This is a genomic window from Bacillus sp. ILBB4 (genome assembly GCF_035064545.1).
In the GTDB taxonomy this organism is placed as follows: Bacteria; Bacillota; Bacilli; order Bacillales; family Bacillaceae_H; genus Priestia.
In genome coordinates this window covers 919,865-936,991 of the sequence record NZ_JAIQVD010000002.1, presented here as the reverse complement: position 1 = coordinate 936,991, position 17,127 = coordinate 919,865, and the positions used below count along the sequence as shown (strand labels likewise).

The window sequence follows — 17,127 nt, the reverse complement described above, 5'->3', positions numbered from 1 at the left end:
TATGGTAGGAGTATATTTGAAATGATTATGCAAGAAAAAAAGGGGGATAATCTAAGCGAAGTTGCTCTTGAAGCAAAAAAGAGAACGGAAAAGAAGAAATTTAGTTTTGACCGGGAAGTTTTTGTTATTTCGCTGAGATAAAGTATATTGCTATTGCATCATAAGAAAAGAATTTGTATGTTCAAATAGAGATTCATGGAAAGAATAATACAAAGCAAATAAAAAAACTAGACAATAAGTGCTTGTCTAGTTCCACCACTCTGTCAATGGTCCTTTGTCGCCATAAACAGGATCTGTTGTAGGAATAGGTACTTGTGCAATTTCATCAAATACGTGAGGGCGATCAGTTTGTTTTCCTGTTCGTAAATTGTACTCCATGCCCTCTGGATAAGCTCCAACCACTTTAAAATCAGCAGTTGACTGCAGACGCATATGCCCTGTACCTGCAGGAAGTACGAGCACATCACCAGCATGCACCACGATATTTTCTCCCATATGTCCACCTAGTTTTAAACGTGCAGATCCGCTAATTACACCTAGTGCTTCATGAGAATTGCTGTGGTAATGGTGAAAATCATATATGCCGCCTACCCAGCTATTTTTCCAGTCGTGAGAATTAAAAATGCTTTCCACTTTCTCTTTCTTACTAATAAATACGTGTTCATACAACAAAACTGGAAGACGAGGGTGATTTGGAATGGTTCCGTCGTCATCAAAATAAAGAACTTTTACATTTGCATAATTCATAAGCATCCCTCTAACAATCTTTTTTTCGTAATTTTCCCTGTTTTTTGCTGGCGTAAACAGAGAAGTTTGCTCGAAGTACTTCATTTGTTGCGAAGTGCATGATATGTAGGTTTTAACGTTTTCCTAAAAGAAGTCTCCCACTTCAAGCGTAGCTATGTGGTGGGCAGTTCCCTTTAGTATCTTTTCTTCATATTGTATATAAGTAAAGGGTCTAGTGCAAGAATTCTATGGATATATAGCTGTTAATTCTTATTTTGCAAATGAATAATGTATATTAATATAATTTTTAGAAGGTGATCTGCTCGTGGGGTAAAAGAATCAAATAATAGAAAAAGTTAGGATTTTAGTTCTTTTTATAATTAAAAAGAGATTTTCAGAAGATTAATTCGGAATTTTACGAATAATTTATTATTTTTGGAAAAGTAATGTAAACATTTTTGTGTATTGAGTAATAGTAATGAATGTTATATACTGATAAAAAATATATTCCTATATGTGACTGGCGCAACATGGATGACCATGGGGGAGCATATAGCGTATAAGCCGCGCGCCTGGGCAAACACTTGAGAAAATTTCGCAAGTGTTTTTTTTATTTTCCTAGGGAAGAGGAGTAGATTTGGATGAGCAATATGCAAAGGAAGATGGGAACATTTGCTTTAACCATGACAGGCATAGGTTCGATTATCGGTTCAGGATGGCTGTTTGGAGCATGGAAAGCAGCTCAAATTGCGGGACCCGCGGCTATTTTTTCATGGGTTATTGGAATGGTGGTTATTTTGACCATTGCTCTATCATATGCTGAACTGGGCGCGATGTTTCCACAAGCAGGGGGGATGGTCAAATATCCTCAGTATTCACACGGATCATTTATTGGTTTTTTGGCTGCTTGGGCTAACTGGATTTCAATCGCTTCAACGATAACAGTGGAGGCTATTGCATCTGTGCAATATATGAGTACTTGGCCGTGGAAATGGGCTCGCTGGACTCATGAATTAGTAGACAATGGCATTTTAACGTCCAAGGGGTTGGCAGTTGCGTCTTTGTTATTATTCGTTTACTTTTTTGTGAACTATTGGACGGTAAATCTCTTTGCTAAAGCAAACTCATTTATTACGATTGTTAAATTAATTATTCCTGGTTTAACGGCAGGGGCTTTATTTTTTGCTGGTTTTCATAGTGGAAACTTTTCAAGTGAGCATGGGGTAGCACCTTACGGATGGGCCAGTGTTTTAACGGCAGTGGCAACATCAGGTATTGTGTTTGCATTTAATGGGTTTCAAAGTCCTATAAATATGGCAGGAGAAGCAAAATCACCTAATAAATCGATTCCGATAGCTGTAATTGGTTCAATTTTTATTGCAGGAATTGTATACATTATATTGCAAATTGTCTTTATCGGAGCAGTAAGTCCGTCATCAATTGCTGATGGATGGAATCATTTGAATTTTAACTCTCCTTTTGCTGATTTAGCGATTGCGCTTGGAATTAACTGGCTAACAATTGTGTTATACGCAGACGCATTTGTTTCTCCTTCCGGCACAGGTGCTACATATACGGCAACTACTTCTAGAATGTTATACGGGATGCAGCAAAATGGATACTTGCCAAAGATATTTGGTACTCTTCATCCACTTTACAATGTCCCGCGCCCAGCTATGTGGCTAAATTTAGCAGCTTGCTTCTTGTTTCTCTTTTTATTTAGAGGATGGGGTGTCTTAGCAGAAGTGATCTCAGTAGCGACGCTTATCTCTTATATTATGGGTCCTGTAGCGCTTATAACATTAAGAAAAACGGCTTCACACTTTTACCGTCCATTTTATTTAAAAGGGGCATCAGTTATTGCGCCATGCGGCTTCGTTTTTGCTTCCTTGACGCTTTACTGGGCAAGGTGGCCACTTACAGGTGAAGTGATCTTTATTATGGCAATTGGCCTGCCTGTTTATTTTTATTACCAAGTGAAAAATAAATGGGTGGGCTTTAAAAAAGAATTTTTAACCGGGGCTTGGATGCTTATCTATTTAGCGTGCATGATTTTTATTTCCTACATAGGAAGCGAAAAATTCGGAGGAAAAAATATTTTGCCTTTCGGATGGGATATGCTAGTGATTGCTTGCGTATCATTAGCTTTTTATTACTGGGGAATTAAAAGCGGCAAATCTAACCGATATATGAAAGAAGCTGAACAAATCAATCAAGAAAATTTTAAATCTAAATAAAAAAACACGAGCCCGTGCTCGTGTTTTTTTTATTTAGGTGAGTAGAGAATTTAGACTTATTTTTTATCAAAATATTGTAAAAAATATAGATTTTAAGATTTGAGTATTTATACAGAGGGATCCTTTATTTGGGATAAAGTTCTAAAAAAACAAAATAAAGGGGATTAGGCAGCTGTGAAAAAAATGAATGTTTTGGCTTTGGCTTTTGTACTTATGCTAGTATTAGCGGCTTGCAACAGTTCTAAGGAAACGGGAGGATCCACTTCGGCTAAAAATAAGGCGATTGAAGCATCCATTGACAGCGCATCTTATATTTTAGTAGATAGTGATGAAGGAGCTACAAGTGAAGAAAAAGGGCTGTTGAAAGTTGATTTAAAAGTGAAAAATGTATCCAAAAACAGTATATCTTTATCGGATTATGACGGTGTGTATTTATACGAAGGAGATGAACAGCTGTCTCCAAAAACGGGAGTGAACAGTCGTGAGCTTGGACTAGAAAGCAGTGCATCTGACAAGATTGGCGCTGGAAAGCAAAAAAATTTAACGTTTGTCTTTGAAGTCAAAAAAGATAAAAAGTACAAAATTGAGCTTCAGCCAAAATCATCTGATTATGATGAAGAAATTGACGAAGTGACATTAACACTGGATACGAAAAAGTACGCGAAAAGCTATAATAAGCTGCAAGACCCAGAAAAAGCTCTGCAAGCTTACACAGAAGTCCTTTACTTAAACAAAGAAAACGTAGACTATGATAAATATGTAACAGCAGATAAAACAGCTGTCATAGAAGAACAGAAAAAAGCGTTTAATGAGGAATTAAAAGGTGCGTTTTCTAACAGTTTAACCGACAAAGCAAAAAAAGATTTTTTTAACATTTATAAAGATGTTTTAAAAGAAAAAGCAAGTGTGAAAACAAATGTGATTGCGAATGCAAATAATAAAGCCGTAGTAGAAGTGGAGTACACTACTCTTGATTTATCAGACTTATATTCATACGTATCGCAGCTTAAGCGAGCATACACAGATGAAACGAAAGATTACGATACACAACACTCTGAAGAGTTTGCTGCTTCTAAATTCAAAGATATTGTAAATGAATTAGAAACGAAAGAAGGAAGTCGTCCCCTACGAATTTTTATGGTGAAAGAAGATGGGAAATGGACTGTAAAGTCAAGTGACCTATACAGTGATTCTTTAGATAAAACGTTTGGATCAAGCTATATTCGATAGACAAAAAAGAGAAGAATTTTTCTTCTCTTTTTTGTTTTCTGTAAATAAATCAACGAGTTTTTTGTAAAGCTAAATTTATCAAAATATGCTAGTATAGGTTCATTCATTCTTTTATTCTTATTATGATAGGCATCAATGGAGGTTCTTACTAATGAAAGCAAATTATTGTAAAGATACAAAGGCCGTTCGAACGAGCCGCATTTTTCCTAATGATATTAATAATCACAATACGTTATTTGGCGGAAAGTTAATGAGTGATATTGATATGATTGCGTCCATTTCAGCTTATCGTCACAGTCGTACAGAGTGTGTGACAGCTTCAGCAGACTCTATTCATTTTCTGCACCCTATTACGCCTCAGGATTCTGTATGTTTGGAGTCATACGTATCATGGACAGGTCGTTCATCCATGGAAGTGTTTGTGAAAGTGATTAAAGAAAATTTAAAAACCGGGGAGCGTCAAATTGCAGCTACATCATTTTTAACTTTTGTGGCAATGGATGATGATGGAAAGCCCCGCGCAGTACCGGAGCTTATTCCAGAAACAGAAGAAGAAAAATACCTGTTTCAAACGGGGGCAGATCGCGCTGCCACGCGTAAACAAGTGCGTAAAAAAAGCAATGAACTAGCCTCGGTATTGGATTTAGGACAACCTTGGTAGCATAAAAGAGAGGCCGAGACAAAAGTATTTTAGCTCAAATGAAAAACGAACTATTAATCAAAATGTTTGATTAGCGGTTCGTTTTTTTTGTTATGGTGAACGTAGGTTTCATCTGTTTCTTTTCTTCTAGCAGTTGATTGGAGGGCAAGATGAAGACTCCCGGGGGGAAAAGCGGAAGCGACGAGGAGGCTCAGCGACCACCTGCGGAAAGCAAAGTCTTGCACAGAAATCAACTGCGGCGTCACAAGCGGTTCGGCTTATGTATCCCATTTGTTCGTCTTTAGATTGGATTCATTTAGTTATGTCTTAACCTCTCTTTTATATTTGATGAATCTCCTCTCCTGAACGAGAGGAGGAAATAAAATTATATGAAATTTATTTTCGTTCATGGTAATATGAATTTAATATAATTTTCTAAAAAGTTTAAAAAGTACAATATTTATGAAGAAAGGTGTCGTGTCTAATGGTAACAGTAGAAGCAGCAGAAAGACAAAACAGCAGCACTGCCCTGCGCCGTGATGTAAAGTTTCTCGGTCAATTGTTAGGGAAAGTTCTGGTTCACCAAGGTGGAGAAGAACTGCTCAGCAAAGTAGAAAAAATACGCGAAGTAGCAAAATCACTTAGAGAAAACAAAGATGAAGTTATCTATAAAGAAATAAAAAATGAAATCGTTACTCTTGAACAGCCGATGCGCGAGCAGGTTATTCGGGCGTTTGCAGTTTATTTTCATTTAGTTAATATTGCAGAACAAAATCATCGAATTCGTCGCAGACGCGAATATCAGCAGCAAGAAGATTCTATTATGCAGCCGGGCTCATTGGAAAGTGCCGTTGTTTCGCTTAAAAATAATGGCGTGGCGCCAGACGTAATTGCTAACTTGCTTCAAACTCTATCTCTAGAGCTCATCATCACTGCTCATCCAACAGAAGCCACTAGACGAAGTGTCCTTGATATTCATAAACGAATGGCTGAGCTTCTGAAAAACTTAGATAATCCAACGTTAACAAAACGCGAACGTACGGAAATTGAAGAAAGACTGTTTAGCGAAGTATTAATTTTATGGCAAACAAATGAACTGCGAGATCGCAAGCCGACTGTGATGGATGAAGTATCCAATGGATTATATTATTTTGATGAAACGTTATTTGAAGTGCTTCCTCAACTTCATCAGGAGTTAGAAAATTCATTGCAGGAGAATTACCCTGAAGAAAATTGGAAGGTGCCTAATATTCTTCGATTTGGTTCATGGATTGGCGGAGACCGAGATGGAAATCCAAACGTAACTCCTAAAGTAACGTGGCAAACGCTTGTCAAACAAAGGAAGTTAGCTATTCGTAAATATAAAGAGTCGCTTACTCAATTGAGACAAAGGTTAAGTCAGTCTACAAAAAGAGTCGCAGTTTCAGATAATCTTCTTGATTCTATTAATCAAGAAATATCGCTGCTGCCTGAGAAAAAGCGATGGAGAATCAAACACGAAGTATATCGCTGCAAGCTTACGATTATGCTTCATAAATTAAATTTAGTTGGAGAATCGGAAGCAGGCTATCAAAGGTCGGAAGAACTTCTACATGATTTATTTCTAATCAAAGATAGCTTGCAAAAGCACCAGCCTCAGGATTATCAGTTAAAAAGCTTATGTAAATTAATTCGCCAAGTTGAGCTGTTTGGTTTTCATTTAGCAACGCTTGATATCCGTAATCACAGCGGGGAACATGAAGCGGCAATCAAAGAAATTTTCCATGCTGTTTCTTTAGCTGAAGATTATTCAGCGTTAACGGAAGAGAAAAAAGTTGAGCTGCTAGGGAAAGTTCTTCAAGACCCAAGACCTGTGATATCTTTTGTAGAGAATTACTCTAAAGAAACGCAGCAAGTAATTGAAGTATTTAATATGATACATCGAGCACATAAAGAATTTGGAGAAAGATCTATTGAAGTCTACTTAATCAGTATGACGCAGTCTGCAAGTGATTTATTAGAAGTCATGGTACTCGCCAAAGAAGCGGGTATTTATCGCCTTCATGCAGATGGCCGCATTGAAAGTAAGTTAAATATAGCTCCGCTGCTTGAAACGATTGATGATCTCACAGCAGGTCCTAAAATCATGGAACAGCTATTTCAATTAGATTTTTATCGAGAGCACTTAAGGAAACAGCAGGATTTGCAGGAAATTATGCTTGGCTACTCAGATGGAAGTAAAGACGGAGGAACGCTTACTGCTAATTGGAAGCTCTATAAAGCGCAGCAGGAAATTCACGATATGGCGAGGAAGTATCAAGTTCGTCTGAAGTTTTTCCATGGCCGAGGCGGCTCACTAGGCCGAGGAGGTGGGCCGTTAAACCGAAGCATTTTATCTCAGCCTGTTGAGACGCTAGGAGACGGCGTCAAAATTACAGAGCAAGGAGAAGTTCTTTCTTCTAGATACTCTTTATATGACATTGCTTACCGAAGCCTTGAACAAGCGGTTTCAGCTCTTCTTACAGCGGCAGCAAATGTTTCTCAAGAAGCTGAACAATGTGATATTCGCACACATGAATGGGAAGAAACAATGGACGAGATTTCAACTGCTTCTTTACGTAAGTATCAAGAGCTTGTTTTCAAAGATCCAGACTTTTTAACGTACTTTAAACAAGCTACACCTCTTCCTGAGCTGGGGGCTTTAAATATTGGGTCACGTCCAATGAGTCGAAAAGGAAGTGATCGCTTTGAAGACTTGCGAGCAATTCCGTGGGTATTTGCATGGACGCAAAGCAGACAGCTGCTTCCAGCCTGGTACGCTGCAGGTACAGGCTTACAGCATTTAGTAGAGAAATCCGGAGATATACAGCTTCTTCAGCAAATGTATAAAGAATGGCCATTCTTCCGCTCGACCGTCGATAATCTGCAAATGGCCTTAACAAAAGCAGATTTAATGGCAGCAAAAGAATACACGGAAATGGTACAAGATCCAGTTATTTCAGAGCGGATTTTTACCGCCATTAAAAAAGAGTATAATCTCACAAAAGAAATGATTCTTCAAATCACAGGTCAAAAAGAACTAATGGATCATCTTCCAACGATTAAAGAATCTATTAAATTACGAAATCCGTATGTGGACCCTCTAACGTTCTTACAAGTTAAAGTCATTTCCAAGCTGCGTGAAGATGAGGCTGGAACGTTAAATGAAGAACTTTTAAAAGAAGCGTTATTAACGATTAATGGCATTGCAGCAGGGTTGCGTAACACAGGCTGATGATACTAAAAGACACCTCAACAAAATAAAAGAGGTGTCTTTTGTTTATTCTTCTCACATAAAGAACTGCCTGCCAGTTCCCTCTCTTTTAAAGAGAACTTCCGCTTGCGAAATAGGCATTGAGAAAAATCAATGATAGAATAGAGAAGGAATGGAAATATTATACAAATAGGTGCGGGTGACGGGATAACTAGATTGAATATGGAGGACGAGGACAATGGTAAAAAATTCGCAAATCTTCATTGAAGCTGACTCCGAGAATTCTATATTTATTGGACTGGAATTTTGTAAGTATACACAAAAAATGAATCCTACTTGTTTGTCCAAACAGCATATAAATGTGTTTATTCATCCAGAAGAACTCACTTTGGAATTTAAGAAAACAAAAAGTGATAGAACTACCGACGATTTTCATCTGATGCATATCGTTCCGGTTCATTGCTTTAATTATTTATTATGTTCGATTTCGCAAGGTATTGTTACAGATGTTCAGCTGAAAGCGGTCGGTCATCAGGGAGAAACGTTGTTTGAAGAAAATCTTACATTGAAGTTTCATGAAAAAGCGACGGATTATGAAGAAACCCTCTCATTTTTCAAACATTTAAATCAAGAAATACAAAAGCAGACGAAAAAATATACAGCCAGTTATATGAGCTCATAATAAAGCAAGCTGCGGTTTTAAAAACCGCAGCTTTTATTCGTTTAACCGAAAAAATTATGTTAAAGATGCTTACAAAGCAAGAGATTTTTCCTTGGGAAATTGATAAAGTAAAACTAAGAGAAATCAGTGGACAGAAAAGCTTTTATCGGCTGGCCGCTCTTTATTCAATATATAAGGGTTAGATTTTAAGATTAAGAAAATAGCGATGAATACGTATTGTCATTGTAGATGAAGTGCTAAGGTCGCTCTATCTGCAATCATGTAGAATCTTCGCGCGCTTATAGTCTGTTTTACGGAACGAAAAAGCTGCGGAATTAGAAGCACTCCTTCTATTTCTGCGGTTTTTTTTATAAACAAGAAATAAATTTACTTATTGTACGGAGGCGATGCAGATGATTAAAGATTTAGTATTGGCTAAGGAATGGCTGCCTGCAGCTTATTCACATGATTTAACAGATCAGCCCTTGCAAGTAACGATTTTAGAAGAGCGAGTTGTGCTTTTTCGCACAACTAATGCCATTAAAGCATTTAAAGATTTGTGCATCCACCGCGGTGCAGCGTTATCTCTTGGAAAAGTGGTAGATGATTGCATTGTATGCCCTTATCACGGATGGAAATACGATGATGCCGGGGCTTGTGTGAAAATTCCTCAACAGCCGCCGGGAAGAGCTATTCCTTCAAAAGCAAAAGCACAGGTATATGCCTGCGTTGAAAAGTACGGGATTATATGGGTGAAGATGAACAGCGAGGCAGGTGATACTCCTCTTCCCTTTTATGATGAACATCTTAACTCCGGATTCAAAACGGTTTGCGCCAACCCTCATACTCTGCAGGCAGCAGCTCCTCGTGTCGTAGAAAACTTCCTAGATGTAAGCCATTTGGCTTTTGTTCACGAAGGAAGCCTTGGACACTCTGACTACGCTGAAATTCCTGATTATAAGGTGCATTGGAAAGATAACCGATACGTTTCTGATGAAATCGCTGTGTACGCAGATGCAGATGGTACGGGTAACTTTGCGACTATTTATTATACCTTTGAAATTCTTCGTCCTACCGTTGCAAGGTTGAAAAAAGTGAACTACGAAACGGGTGAAATCTTTTCAATGCTGTTTGCGGTTTTACCTGAAGAGGAAAGGAAGTCCACGGTGTTTGCGCTGGTTTCTAGAAACTATTCGTTTGATGCACCTGATCAATATTTCCGCGATTTTCAGCAGCTTATTATTGAGCAAGATACCAGTATTGTGGAAAGTCAAAAACCAGAAGAGCTGCCGCTTGACTTACAAGCAGAGCTTCATTTGAATCCGGACCGACTGAGTATTGCGTATAGAAGATGGCTCGGCGATTTAGGAGTAACCTTTGGAAGTGACATAGGATCAAGATTAAAAAAAGCTGCTCAATAAAAAAAGAAGAAAGGAGTTTCCTTTCTTTTTTTATGTATGCTCACGGATAAGCTGCTGATAGCTATTAAAAAGGGTAGGGTATGTTAATCGGCTTAAGATGACGCAGGAAAGCGTAGCAGACGCTAGAATAGTAAAAACGATAAGCAGCTGGAATTTGACAGCTTGTATCGGATCTGCCCCTCCAATAATCTGGCCTGTCATCATACCCGGAAGCTGAACGAGTCCAATTGTTTTTTGACTTTCTACAGTAGGAATCATGCTAGCTTTGATTGCGGCATTTAAAATACTATGAATAGCTTGTTGAGGAGTGCCGCCAAGCGCCAGAATCAATTGAATTTCGTCTCGTCTTCTATTTACTTCAGCATCTAACCGATTTAAAAATAAATTGGCCAAAATCATCGAATTTCCAATAATCATACCACTGACAGGAATGATATATCGCGGAGTAGCAGGGATAATATGTAGTCCGAGCATAACGCTTTGGGTCAGGATTTCTACAATAAAAAGAGTGACAAATACACGAAAGAAAGCCTTAAATCCTTGCTTTTTTTTCTTTACAACATTTTGGGAAGCGACCGTCAGCATAACGAATAAAATGAGAATCATAAAAGCAGGGTGATTCGCGTCAAGAATAAAAGATAAAACATATCCTATCACTAACAGCTGAACGGCTGCTCGAATACTGGCAATGATAATATCTTTTTCGAGTCCTATCCGAAAAGATTTTGATAAAAAAAGAGCAATAAAAACAAAAATGATTGTAAAAATCAGTGAAAGTGAACTCATAGAAAGGCTCCTTCAATAAATTGTTTTGTTTCAGCTTTTACAGGAGCATGAAAAAAGGTCTCCGTCTTCGCTTTTTCTACAATCACTCCGTTCATTAAAAGCCAGACTTCCTCTCCTAAACGTTTCGCTTGATCTAAATTATGGGTAACCCAAATAATCGTTTTATTCTGCTCTTTATGTAAATGAGAAATAAGCTGTTCAATTTCATGAGCAGAAGTGGCATCCAAAGCGGAAGTGATTTCGTCTAAAAGTAAAAGGTCAGATCCGTTCGACAGCGTGCGGGCTAATGATAACCTTTGTCTTTGACCACCGGATAAATCTCTTGCATCCTGCTCTAACAAGTCAGGGGAAAGACCGGTTAAGGCACAGAGTTCTTCAGGCATAATATCCTGCTTGCCATGCAGTTTTTGAACAAGCATCATATTATCACGCACTGTTCCATCAATAACAGGAGCTGATTGAAAAGCAATACCCACTTTTTTTCGTAAATCAGAAATATTCCATTTGCTAATGTCTTTTCCATATACTTCAATGCTTCCTTCATCAGGTGCGGAAAGTAAATTGCACATGGAAAGAAGGGTGCTTTTTCCGGATCCTGATGGTCCTACCATCATGACGAGCGAGCCTTGCATCACTGTACCCGATATGCCTTTTAAAACACTATGTTCTTTATCCTTAAATGTTTTATGAACGTCTGTAAATGTGATAGCAGGTATTGAATTGAACGTGTTCATAGTAACTCCTTTTTCATTCGTTTTGTTTATTGTAGCATAAGCGAAAGTATAAAAAGTTATTGGATGATATAAAAAAAGCTGTGAAAAATCACAGCTTTTAAACAGTTGTATTCACTTTTTGGCTGGCTTTTAAGGCATAATCTAAATCTTCAAGAAGGTCGTCGATTGCTTCTGTTCCAACCGATAAACGAATGAGTTCTGGCATCACACCCGAAGCTTTTTGTTCGTCTTTAGATAGCTGTTGATGAGTGGTGCTTGCCGGGTGAATAATGAGTGATTTAGAGTCGCCGATATTGGCTAAATGAGAAAATAACTGAACCGAATCAATTAACTTAGCCGCAGCGTTTTTTCCTCCCCTTACACCAAAGGTTAAAATTGCTCCTTGCCCTTTAGGCAAGTATTTTTGTGCCAAAGAATAGGAAGGGTGGGAAGGAAGCCCCGCATAATTTACCCATTCTACTAATTCATGCTGCTCTAAAAATTTCGCTACCTTTAATGCGTTTTCGCTGTGACGCTCTAATCGCAGATGGAGTGTTTCTACCCCTTGAAGGAGTAAAAAGGAATTAAAAGGTGATAAAGCAGCTCCAATATCTCGTAAAAGCTGAACGCGTGCTTTTGTAATATAAGCAGCTTCACCGGCAGCTTCTGTGTATACAAGGCCATGGTAACTTGGATCTGGAGTTGTTAAGTCTGGGAATTTCCCGCTCGCTTCCCAATCAAATTTTCCACTGTCTACGATAACACCCCCAATTGCTGTTCCATGCCCTCCAAGAAACTTAGTAGCAGAATGAACGACAATATCTGCTCCGAAATCGATGGGACGAAGAAGGTAAGGGCTTGGAACCGTATTATCAATAATAAGAGGAATTCCATGTTCATGGGCAATGTCTGCAACTGCTTCGATGTCTAGCACATTTCCCTGCGGGTTTCCAACGGATTCAGCATAAATTGCCTTTGTTTTGGAAGTGATTGCACTTCTAAAATTTTCTGGATTATCGGCGTTTACAAATTTGACGGTAATGCCCAGTTTAGGAAGCGTAGACGAAAAGAGGTTGTATGTTCCCCCATATAAACTGCTTGCTGATACAATTTCATCTCCTGCGGAAGCGATATTCAAAATGGAAAAGGTAGTAGCTGACTGACCCGAAGCTACTCCTAGAGCACCTACCCCGCCTTCTAACTCAGCAATTCGCTGTTCAAAAACGTCCGTAGTAGGGTTTACAATTCGAGTGTAGATGTAGCCTTGTTCACTTAAATTAAATAAAGATGCAGCGTGCTCCGTATCTTTAAAACCAAATGAGCTTGTTTGATAAATAGGTACCGCACGCGAAAAAGTAGCCGGGTCAAGCTGTTGGCCAGAATGGATGGCTTGTGTTTCAGGACGAAATGGTTTCTTAGCAGACATTGAAACTCCTCCTTAAATATAAAACTTACAAAAAACATAGGAATAATAAACTTTAATCATAATATACGAATTATATTGAACGATGTCAAATTATAATTAGAATATTTAGAAAATATAAATAAAATTAATACTGTAATTCAGCATTAAGACATCTCTTTAATTTCTAAAAATACCATAAAAAATATAAAATGTAAGAAAAATGTAAATTTATTTGTATAATTATGTTAGAATATTAGGTGTTTGAGAGTTTCTTAGAGAGAGCCGATTTTGCTAGAAGACTTTAAAAAATAGTAAAAGACGGGTCTTAAGAGCTAATAACGAAACGAAATAAAAGGAGTTTGATTATGAGCACAGAAGTCAATGTATCTTCGGAAGTCCAAGAGAAAGGAAAGCCTTCTATTTTTGGTTTTATTACGAGTCCGGTTGTACAGTTTGAGAAAATGAAAAGCAGCCCGGTCATCTGGGGACCTCTTTTTCTTATCCTCATCTTAACAGCTGCAACAACGATTCTAGCCGTCTATACCCCTCAGGGACAAGAAGCGCTGCAACAGCAAAAAGAAGCTGGCATTGAAGTTAATTCAACATTTAGTATGATTGGCGGAGCGATTGGAGGAGTTATTGCAGTAGTTGCTACACTGGCATTCACAAGTTTGATTCTGTTTTTAATTGCAAAGTTAGGGACTGGAAAAACAACTTACCGCCAAATGTTTAGTTTGAATTTGTTTGTTACGTTCATCACAGCAATCGGTCAGCTAATTAATACGGGAGTAGCTGCACTAGCCCATACTTCAGCTAATGTGACTTCGTTAAATGGAATGGTTGGTGCTAAAGGTGCTATGGGAGGAGTATTTACTTCCATTGAAATCTTTTCTATCTGGGGACTTATTCTGACAGCAGTAGGACTACAAAAAGTGGCAAATGTATCAAAAGCTGCTTCTATTATTACAGTGATTATTTTATTCATCTTAGGAGCCGCTATTTCAGGAGTTGGAGGAGCTGCTTCAGAAGCGCTTAAAGGAGCAGGGTTGTAAATGAAAAAAGGAATAATTATTACAGCTGTAGCAGTTGTTATTGTTGCGGTTATTGGGATTAACGTATATCGTGCACAAAGTGTAAGTGGGAAAGCAGTCAATGTTCACGTAGCAAATATAAAGGAAAAAAAGTTAAGAAATACAGTTATGGTTCCGGGTACGTTAAAGCTTGCTGATGAACAATATGTCTATTTTGATGCTGAAAAAGGCGAGGTTGAACGATTTCACGTAACAGAAGGCTCTCGTGTACAGCAGGGCACCTCTCTTGTAACATACGAGAGCGATGCGCTTGATTTAGAGCAAGAACAAAACAATCTAGAAAAAAAATCCAGTCAGCTGCAAATTGACTCAGTAAGTAAACAGCTTTCTAATTTAAATAAAAAACAAAAAGAATTGGAAAAAGAAATGAGTAAGCAAGAAGCGAGAGATCAAATCGATACAGAGCGTACGCAGCTCAATCTCGATTTAGAAACGGCTAAAATTGATTTAGAACGAAACAAACTAGAAGCCAAATCAATTGCTAAAAAAGAACGTAATTTAGACGTAGCGAGTGATATTAATGGGACGGTGCTAGAAGTAGATAAAGAAGCGGTTAATAACACAAGTGACGTTCAAAAACCGCTTATACATATTGGTAATACCGATGAATACTTAGCTACTGGCGTGCTGTCTGAGTATGATGCATTAAAAATTAAAACCGGTCAAGCTGTTAAAATTACATCAGATGTGCTGCCTGATAAAGAATGGGCAGGGAGCGTCAAACAAATTGACTATCTACCTCAGCAGCAGGCATCAGCAGAAGCGGGCAATGATGCGGCTAATCAATATCCAATTGAAGTAAAAGTAGATGACCAGGATATCACGATGATTAAGCCGGGATTTAAGCTGCTGCTTGAAATTGAAACAAGCAGTAAAAAAGCTTCATCTTTGCCGATAAAAGCAGTTGTAAATGAAGACGGAGAAAAATATGTATATGTAGTGAAAGATAAAAAGGCGGTTCGTAAGGAAGTAAAGATTGGAGAAACAACAAATAAATTTATTGAAATCAAAAGCGGCGTATCTTCTAAAGACAAAGTCATTACAAATCCTACAAAGAACTTAACTGACGGTGCGGAAGTGACTGTTCAATGATTGAGCTTGTGAATATTCATAAAAGTTATCATCTTGGCAAAGAGGAAGTGCTAATTTTAAAAGATATTAATTTGAAGATTTATGACGGTGAATTTGTTGCGATTATGGGACCTTCTGGCTCAGGTAAATCAACGCTAATGAACATTATCGGATGTTTAGACCGTGCGTCTTCAGGGTCCTATTTATTAAATGAACAAGAAATCTCTACTTATAGTGATGAGCAGCTTGCAAAAGTAAGGAATATTCATATCGGTTTTGTTTTTCAGCAATTTCAGCTGTTGCCGCGTTTAACAGCGGTAGAAAACGTAGAGCTTCCAATGGTATACGCCGGTGTAACGCGTAAGGAAAGACGAGCCAGAGCAGAAGCTGCGCTTGAAAAAGTAGGGCTGAGTGAGCGGATGAAACATTTACCGAGCGAGTTATCAGGAGGGCAAAAGCAGCGTGTTGCTATTGCTCGTTCTATTGTTAATAATCCGACGCTTATTTTAGCGGATGAACCAACAGGAGCTCTAGATACAAAAACAAGTGCTGATATTATGGAACAATTTTCTAAACTTAATGCAGATGGCACAACAGTGGTAGTCATTACCCATGAACCTGAAGTGGCAGAATACACATCGCGTACAGTTATCGTTCGTGACGGTAAAGTGCTAAGTCATAGCGATAAGGAGAACGATAGCTTATGAGTTTGATAGAAAATATTCGTATGGCTCTCTCTTCGGTTCTTGCTCATAAAATGCGCTCTATTTTGACGATGCTTGGTATTATCATTGGCGTAGCGGCTGTTATTATCGTTGTAGCCATTGGTCAAGGCGGAGAACAAATGATTAAGTCGGAAATAACAGGAGCAAGCAATACAGTTGATGTATACTATCAGCCTCCTGAAGACGAGATGCAAACTGATGACCTTTCAATGACGGGTGAGCCCATCTTTACAGAGGATGATATTAAAGCTCTTTCGACTATTCCCGGAGTGAAGAATGTGGTGGCTTCTAGCTCAATGGGGATGGGGATAAGATATAGAGACAAGGAATCTGATACGACTGTTAATGCTATTAACGAAGGATATATTGAAGTTAATCAGCTGGAAGTTTCAAAAGGAAGAATGTTAGACAGCTCTGACTTTTTATCAGGTAATCGAGTAGGTGTTATCACAAGCGATATGAAAAAAGAGCTATTTGATAAGAAAGAAGCTCTTGGGCAAGTAGTATGGGTTCAAGGACAGCCTATCAAAATTATTGGTGTCACAAAAAAGGCAACGGGCTTTTTAGCATTTGAAATACCGACCATTTATATTCCGAATAATACGTATAAATCAAGCTTCGGTAAGCTCGATTACACCAACCTTAGTGTTCAAGCAAAAAGCTCTGATCAACTAAAAAAAGTAGGCAATGACGCAACGGATTTGTTAAATAATTTGCATGATGCGGAAGATGCTTACCAAGTGCAGAACTTAGAAGAAATAGCAGATAGCATTGGAAATGTAACGCGAATTATGACAACGATTATTGGATCGATTGCAGGCATTTCACTGCTTGTTGGCGGGATTGGCGTTATGAACATTATGCTGGTTTCTGTAACGGAACGTACAAGAGAAATTGGTATTCGTAAAGCGTTGGGAGCATCTAAAAGACAAATTCTAACTCAGTTTTTGATTGAATCCATTACCCTCACGTTAATTGGTGGTTTGCTTGGAATTGGCCTCGGCGCGGGCGGGGCAGCTCTTGTTTCGTTATTTGCTGGCTGGCCGTCATTAATTTCGTGGCAAGTAGTACTTGGAGGAGTGTTGTTTTCCATGACGATTGGCATTGTATTCGGCATGCTTCCTGCAAACAAAGCGGCAAAGCTAGATCCAATCGAAGCATTAAGATATGAATAAAGACATGCGTTCGC

General features: G+C 38.4%; 15 protein-coding genes and 1 riboswitch. Of the genes, 11 read left to right on the top strand and 4 right to left on the bottom strand.

The genetic code is table 11. From position 1 onward, the window contains the following. Window positions 1-246 precede the first annotated feature (246 nt). Window positions 247-747 (bottom strand): cupin domain-containing protein, encoded by a 501-nt coding sequence (locus LAV82_RS10875; protein WP_156622807.1) that lies wholly within the window; start codon window positions 745-747, stop codon window positions 247-249. 485 nt (window positions 748-1,232) lie between these two features. Further along, a riboswitch (ZMP/ZTP riboswitch) is annotated at window positions 1,233-1,311 on the top strand. 56 nt (window positions 1,312-1,367) lie between these two features. Between LAV82_RS10875 and aimA the strand changes: the two genes are divergently transcribed. From aimA to LAV82_RS10840, 7 genes are all read left to right on the top strand, one after another. After that, window positions 1,368-2,963 (top strand): glutamate/serine transporter AimA, encoded by a 1,596-nt coding sequence (aimA, locus tag LAV82_RS10870; RefSeq protein WP_499716070.1) that lies wholly within the window; start codon window positions 1,368-1,370, stop codon window positions 2,961-2,963. A gap of 183 nt (window positions 2,964-3,146) precedes the next feature. After that, a complete protein-coding gene (locus LAV82_RS10865) occupies window positions 3,147-4,193 on the top strand; it encodes a DUF5105 domain-containing protein (RefSeq protein WP_499716134.1) in 1,047 nt (348 codons plus the stop codon). A gap of 151 nt (window positions 4,194-4,344) precedes the next feature. After that, window positions 4,345-4,854 carry an acyl-CoA thioesterase gene (locus LAV82_RS10860; RefSeq protein WP_013055518.1) on the top strand — a complete coding sequence of 170 codons (510 nt, stop codon included), beginning with the start codon at window positions 4,345-4,347 and terminating at the stop codon, window positions 4,852-4,854. 149 nt (window positions 4,855-5,003) lie between these two features. After that, on the top strand, window positions 5,004-5,138 hold the full coding sequence (locus LAV82_RS10855; protein WP_499716069.1) for a hypothetical protein: 135 nt from the start codon (window positions 5,004-5,006) through the stop codon (window positions 5,136-5,138). A 179-nt stretch (window positions 5,139-5,317) separates the two neighbouring features. Next, window positions 5,318-8,086 carry a phosphoenolpyruvate carboxylase gene (gene ppc, locus LAV82_RS10850; RefSeq protein ID WP_013055519.1) on the top strand — a complete coding sequence of 923 codons (2,769 nt, stop codon included), beginning with the start codon at window positions 5,318-5,320 and terminating at the stop codon, window positions 8,084-8,086. A gap of 217 nt (window positions 8,087-8,303) precedes the next feature. Next, on the top strand, window positions 8,304-8,747 hold the full coding sequence (locus tag LAV82_RS10845; protein WP_211078369.1) for a hypothetical protein: 444 nt from the start codon (window positions 8,304-8,306) through the stop codon (window positions 8,745-8,747). Window positions 8,748-9,139: 392 nt separating this feature from the next. Then, window positions 9,140-10,147, top strand: coding sequence for an aromatic ring-hydroxylating dioxygenase subunit alpha (locus tag LAV82_RS10840; RefSeq protein WP_013055521.1), 1,008 nt, complete (start codon window positions 9,140-9,142; stop codon window positions 10,145-10,147). A 30-nt stretch (window positions 10,148-10,177) separates the two neighbouring features. Here LAV82_RS10840 and LAV82_RS10835 read toward each other — a convergent pair whose 3' ends face one another. The 3 genes from LAV82_RS10835 to LAV82_RS10825 all read right to left on the bottom strand — a co-directional run bounded on the left by LAV82_RS10835 (window position 10,178) and on the right by LAV82_RS10825 (window position 13,072). After that, a complete protein-coding gene (locus LAV82_RS10835; protein ID WP_013055522.1) occupies window positions 10,178-10,933 on the bottom strand; it encodes an ABC transporter permease in 756 nt (251 codons plus the stop codon). Then, on the bottom strand, window positions 10,930-11,667 hold the full coding sequence (locus LAV82_RS10830) for an ABC transporter ATP-binding protein (protein ID WP_029324823.1): 738 nt from the start codon (window positions 11,665-11,667) through the stop codon (window positions 10,930-10,932). Before LAV82_RS10830 ends, LAV82_RS10835 begins: the two co-directional genes overlap by 4 nt. A gap of 97 nt (window positions 11,668-11,764) precedes the next feature. After that, a complete protein-coding gene (locus LAV82_RS10825) occupies window positions 11,765-13,072 on the bottom strand; it encodes a homocysteine synthase (protein WP_499716066.1) in 1,308 nt (435 codons plus the stop codon). Window positions 13,073-13,416: 344 nt separating this feature from the next. Between LAV82_RS10825 and yknW the strand changes: the two genes are divergently transcribed. From yknW to LAV82_RS10805, 4 genes are read left to right on the top strand one after another with little or no spacing between them, the layout of a single operon-like run. After that, a complete protein-coding gene (yknW, locus tag LAV82_RS10820; protein ID WP_057274352.1) occupies window positions 13,417-14,103 on the top strand; it encodes a YknW family membrane protein in 687 nt (228 codons plus the stop codon). Further along, window positions 14,104-15,234, top strand: coding sequence for an efflux RND transporter periplasmic adaptor subunit (locus LAV82_RS10815; RefSeq protein WP_013055526.1), 1,131 nt, complete (start codon window positions 14,104-14,106; stop codon window positions 15,232-15,234). Then, complete coding sequence (locus LAV82_RS10810) at window positions 15,231-15,920, top strand: ABC transporter ATP-binding protein (RefSeq protein ID WP_013055527.1); 690 nt, start codon at window positions 15,231-15,233, stop codon at window positions 15,918-15,920. Before LAV82_RS10815 ends, LAV82_RS10810 begins: the two co-directional genes overlap by 4 nt. Then, complete coding sequence (locus LAV82_RS10805; protein ID WP_211078372.1) at window positions 15,917-17,113, top strand: ABC transporter permease; 1,197 nt, start codon at window positions 15,917-15,919, stop codon at window positions 17,111-17,113. Before LAV82_RS10810 ends, LAV82_RS10805 begins: the two co-directional genes overlap by 4 nt. The last annotated feature ends 14 nt before the right edge of the window (window positions 17,114-17,127 follow it).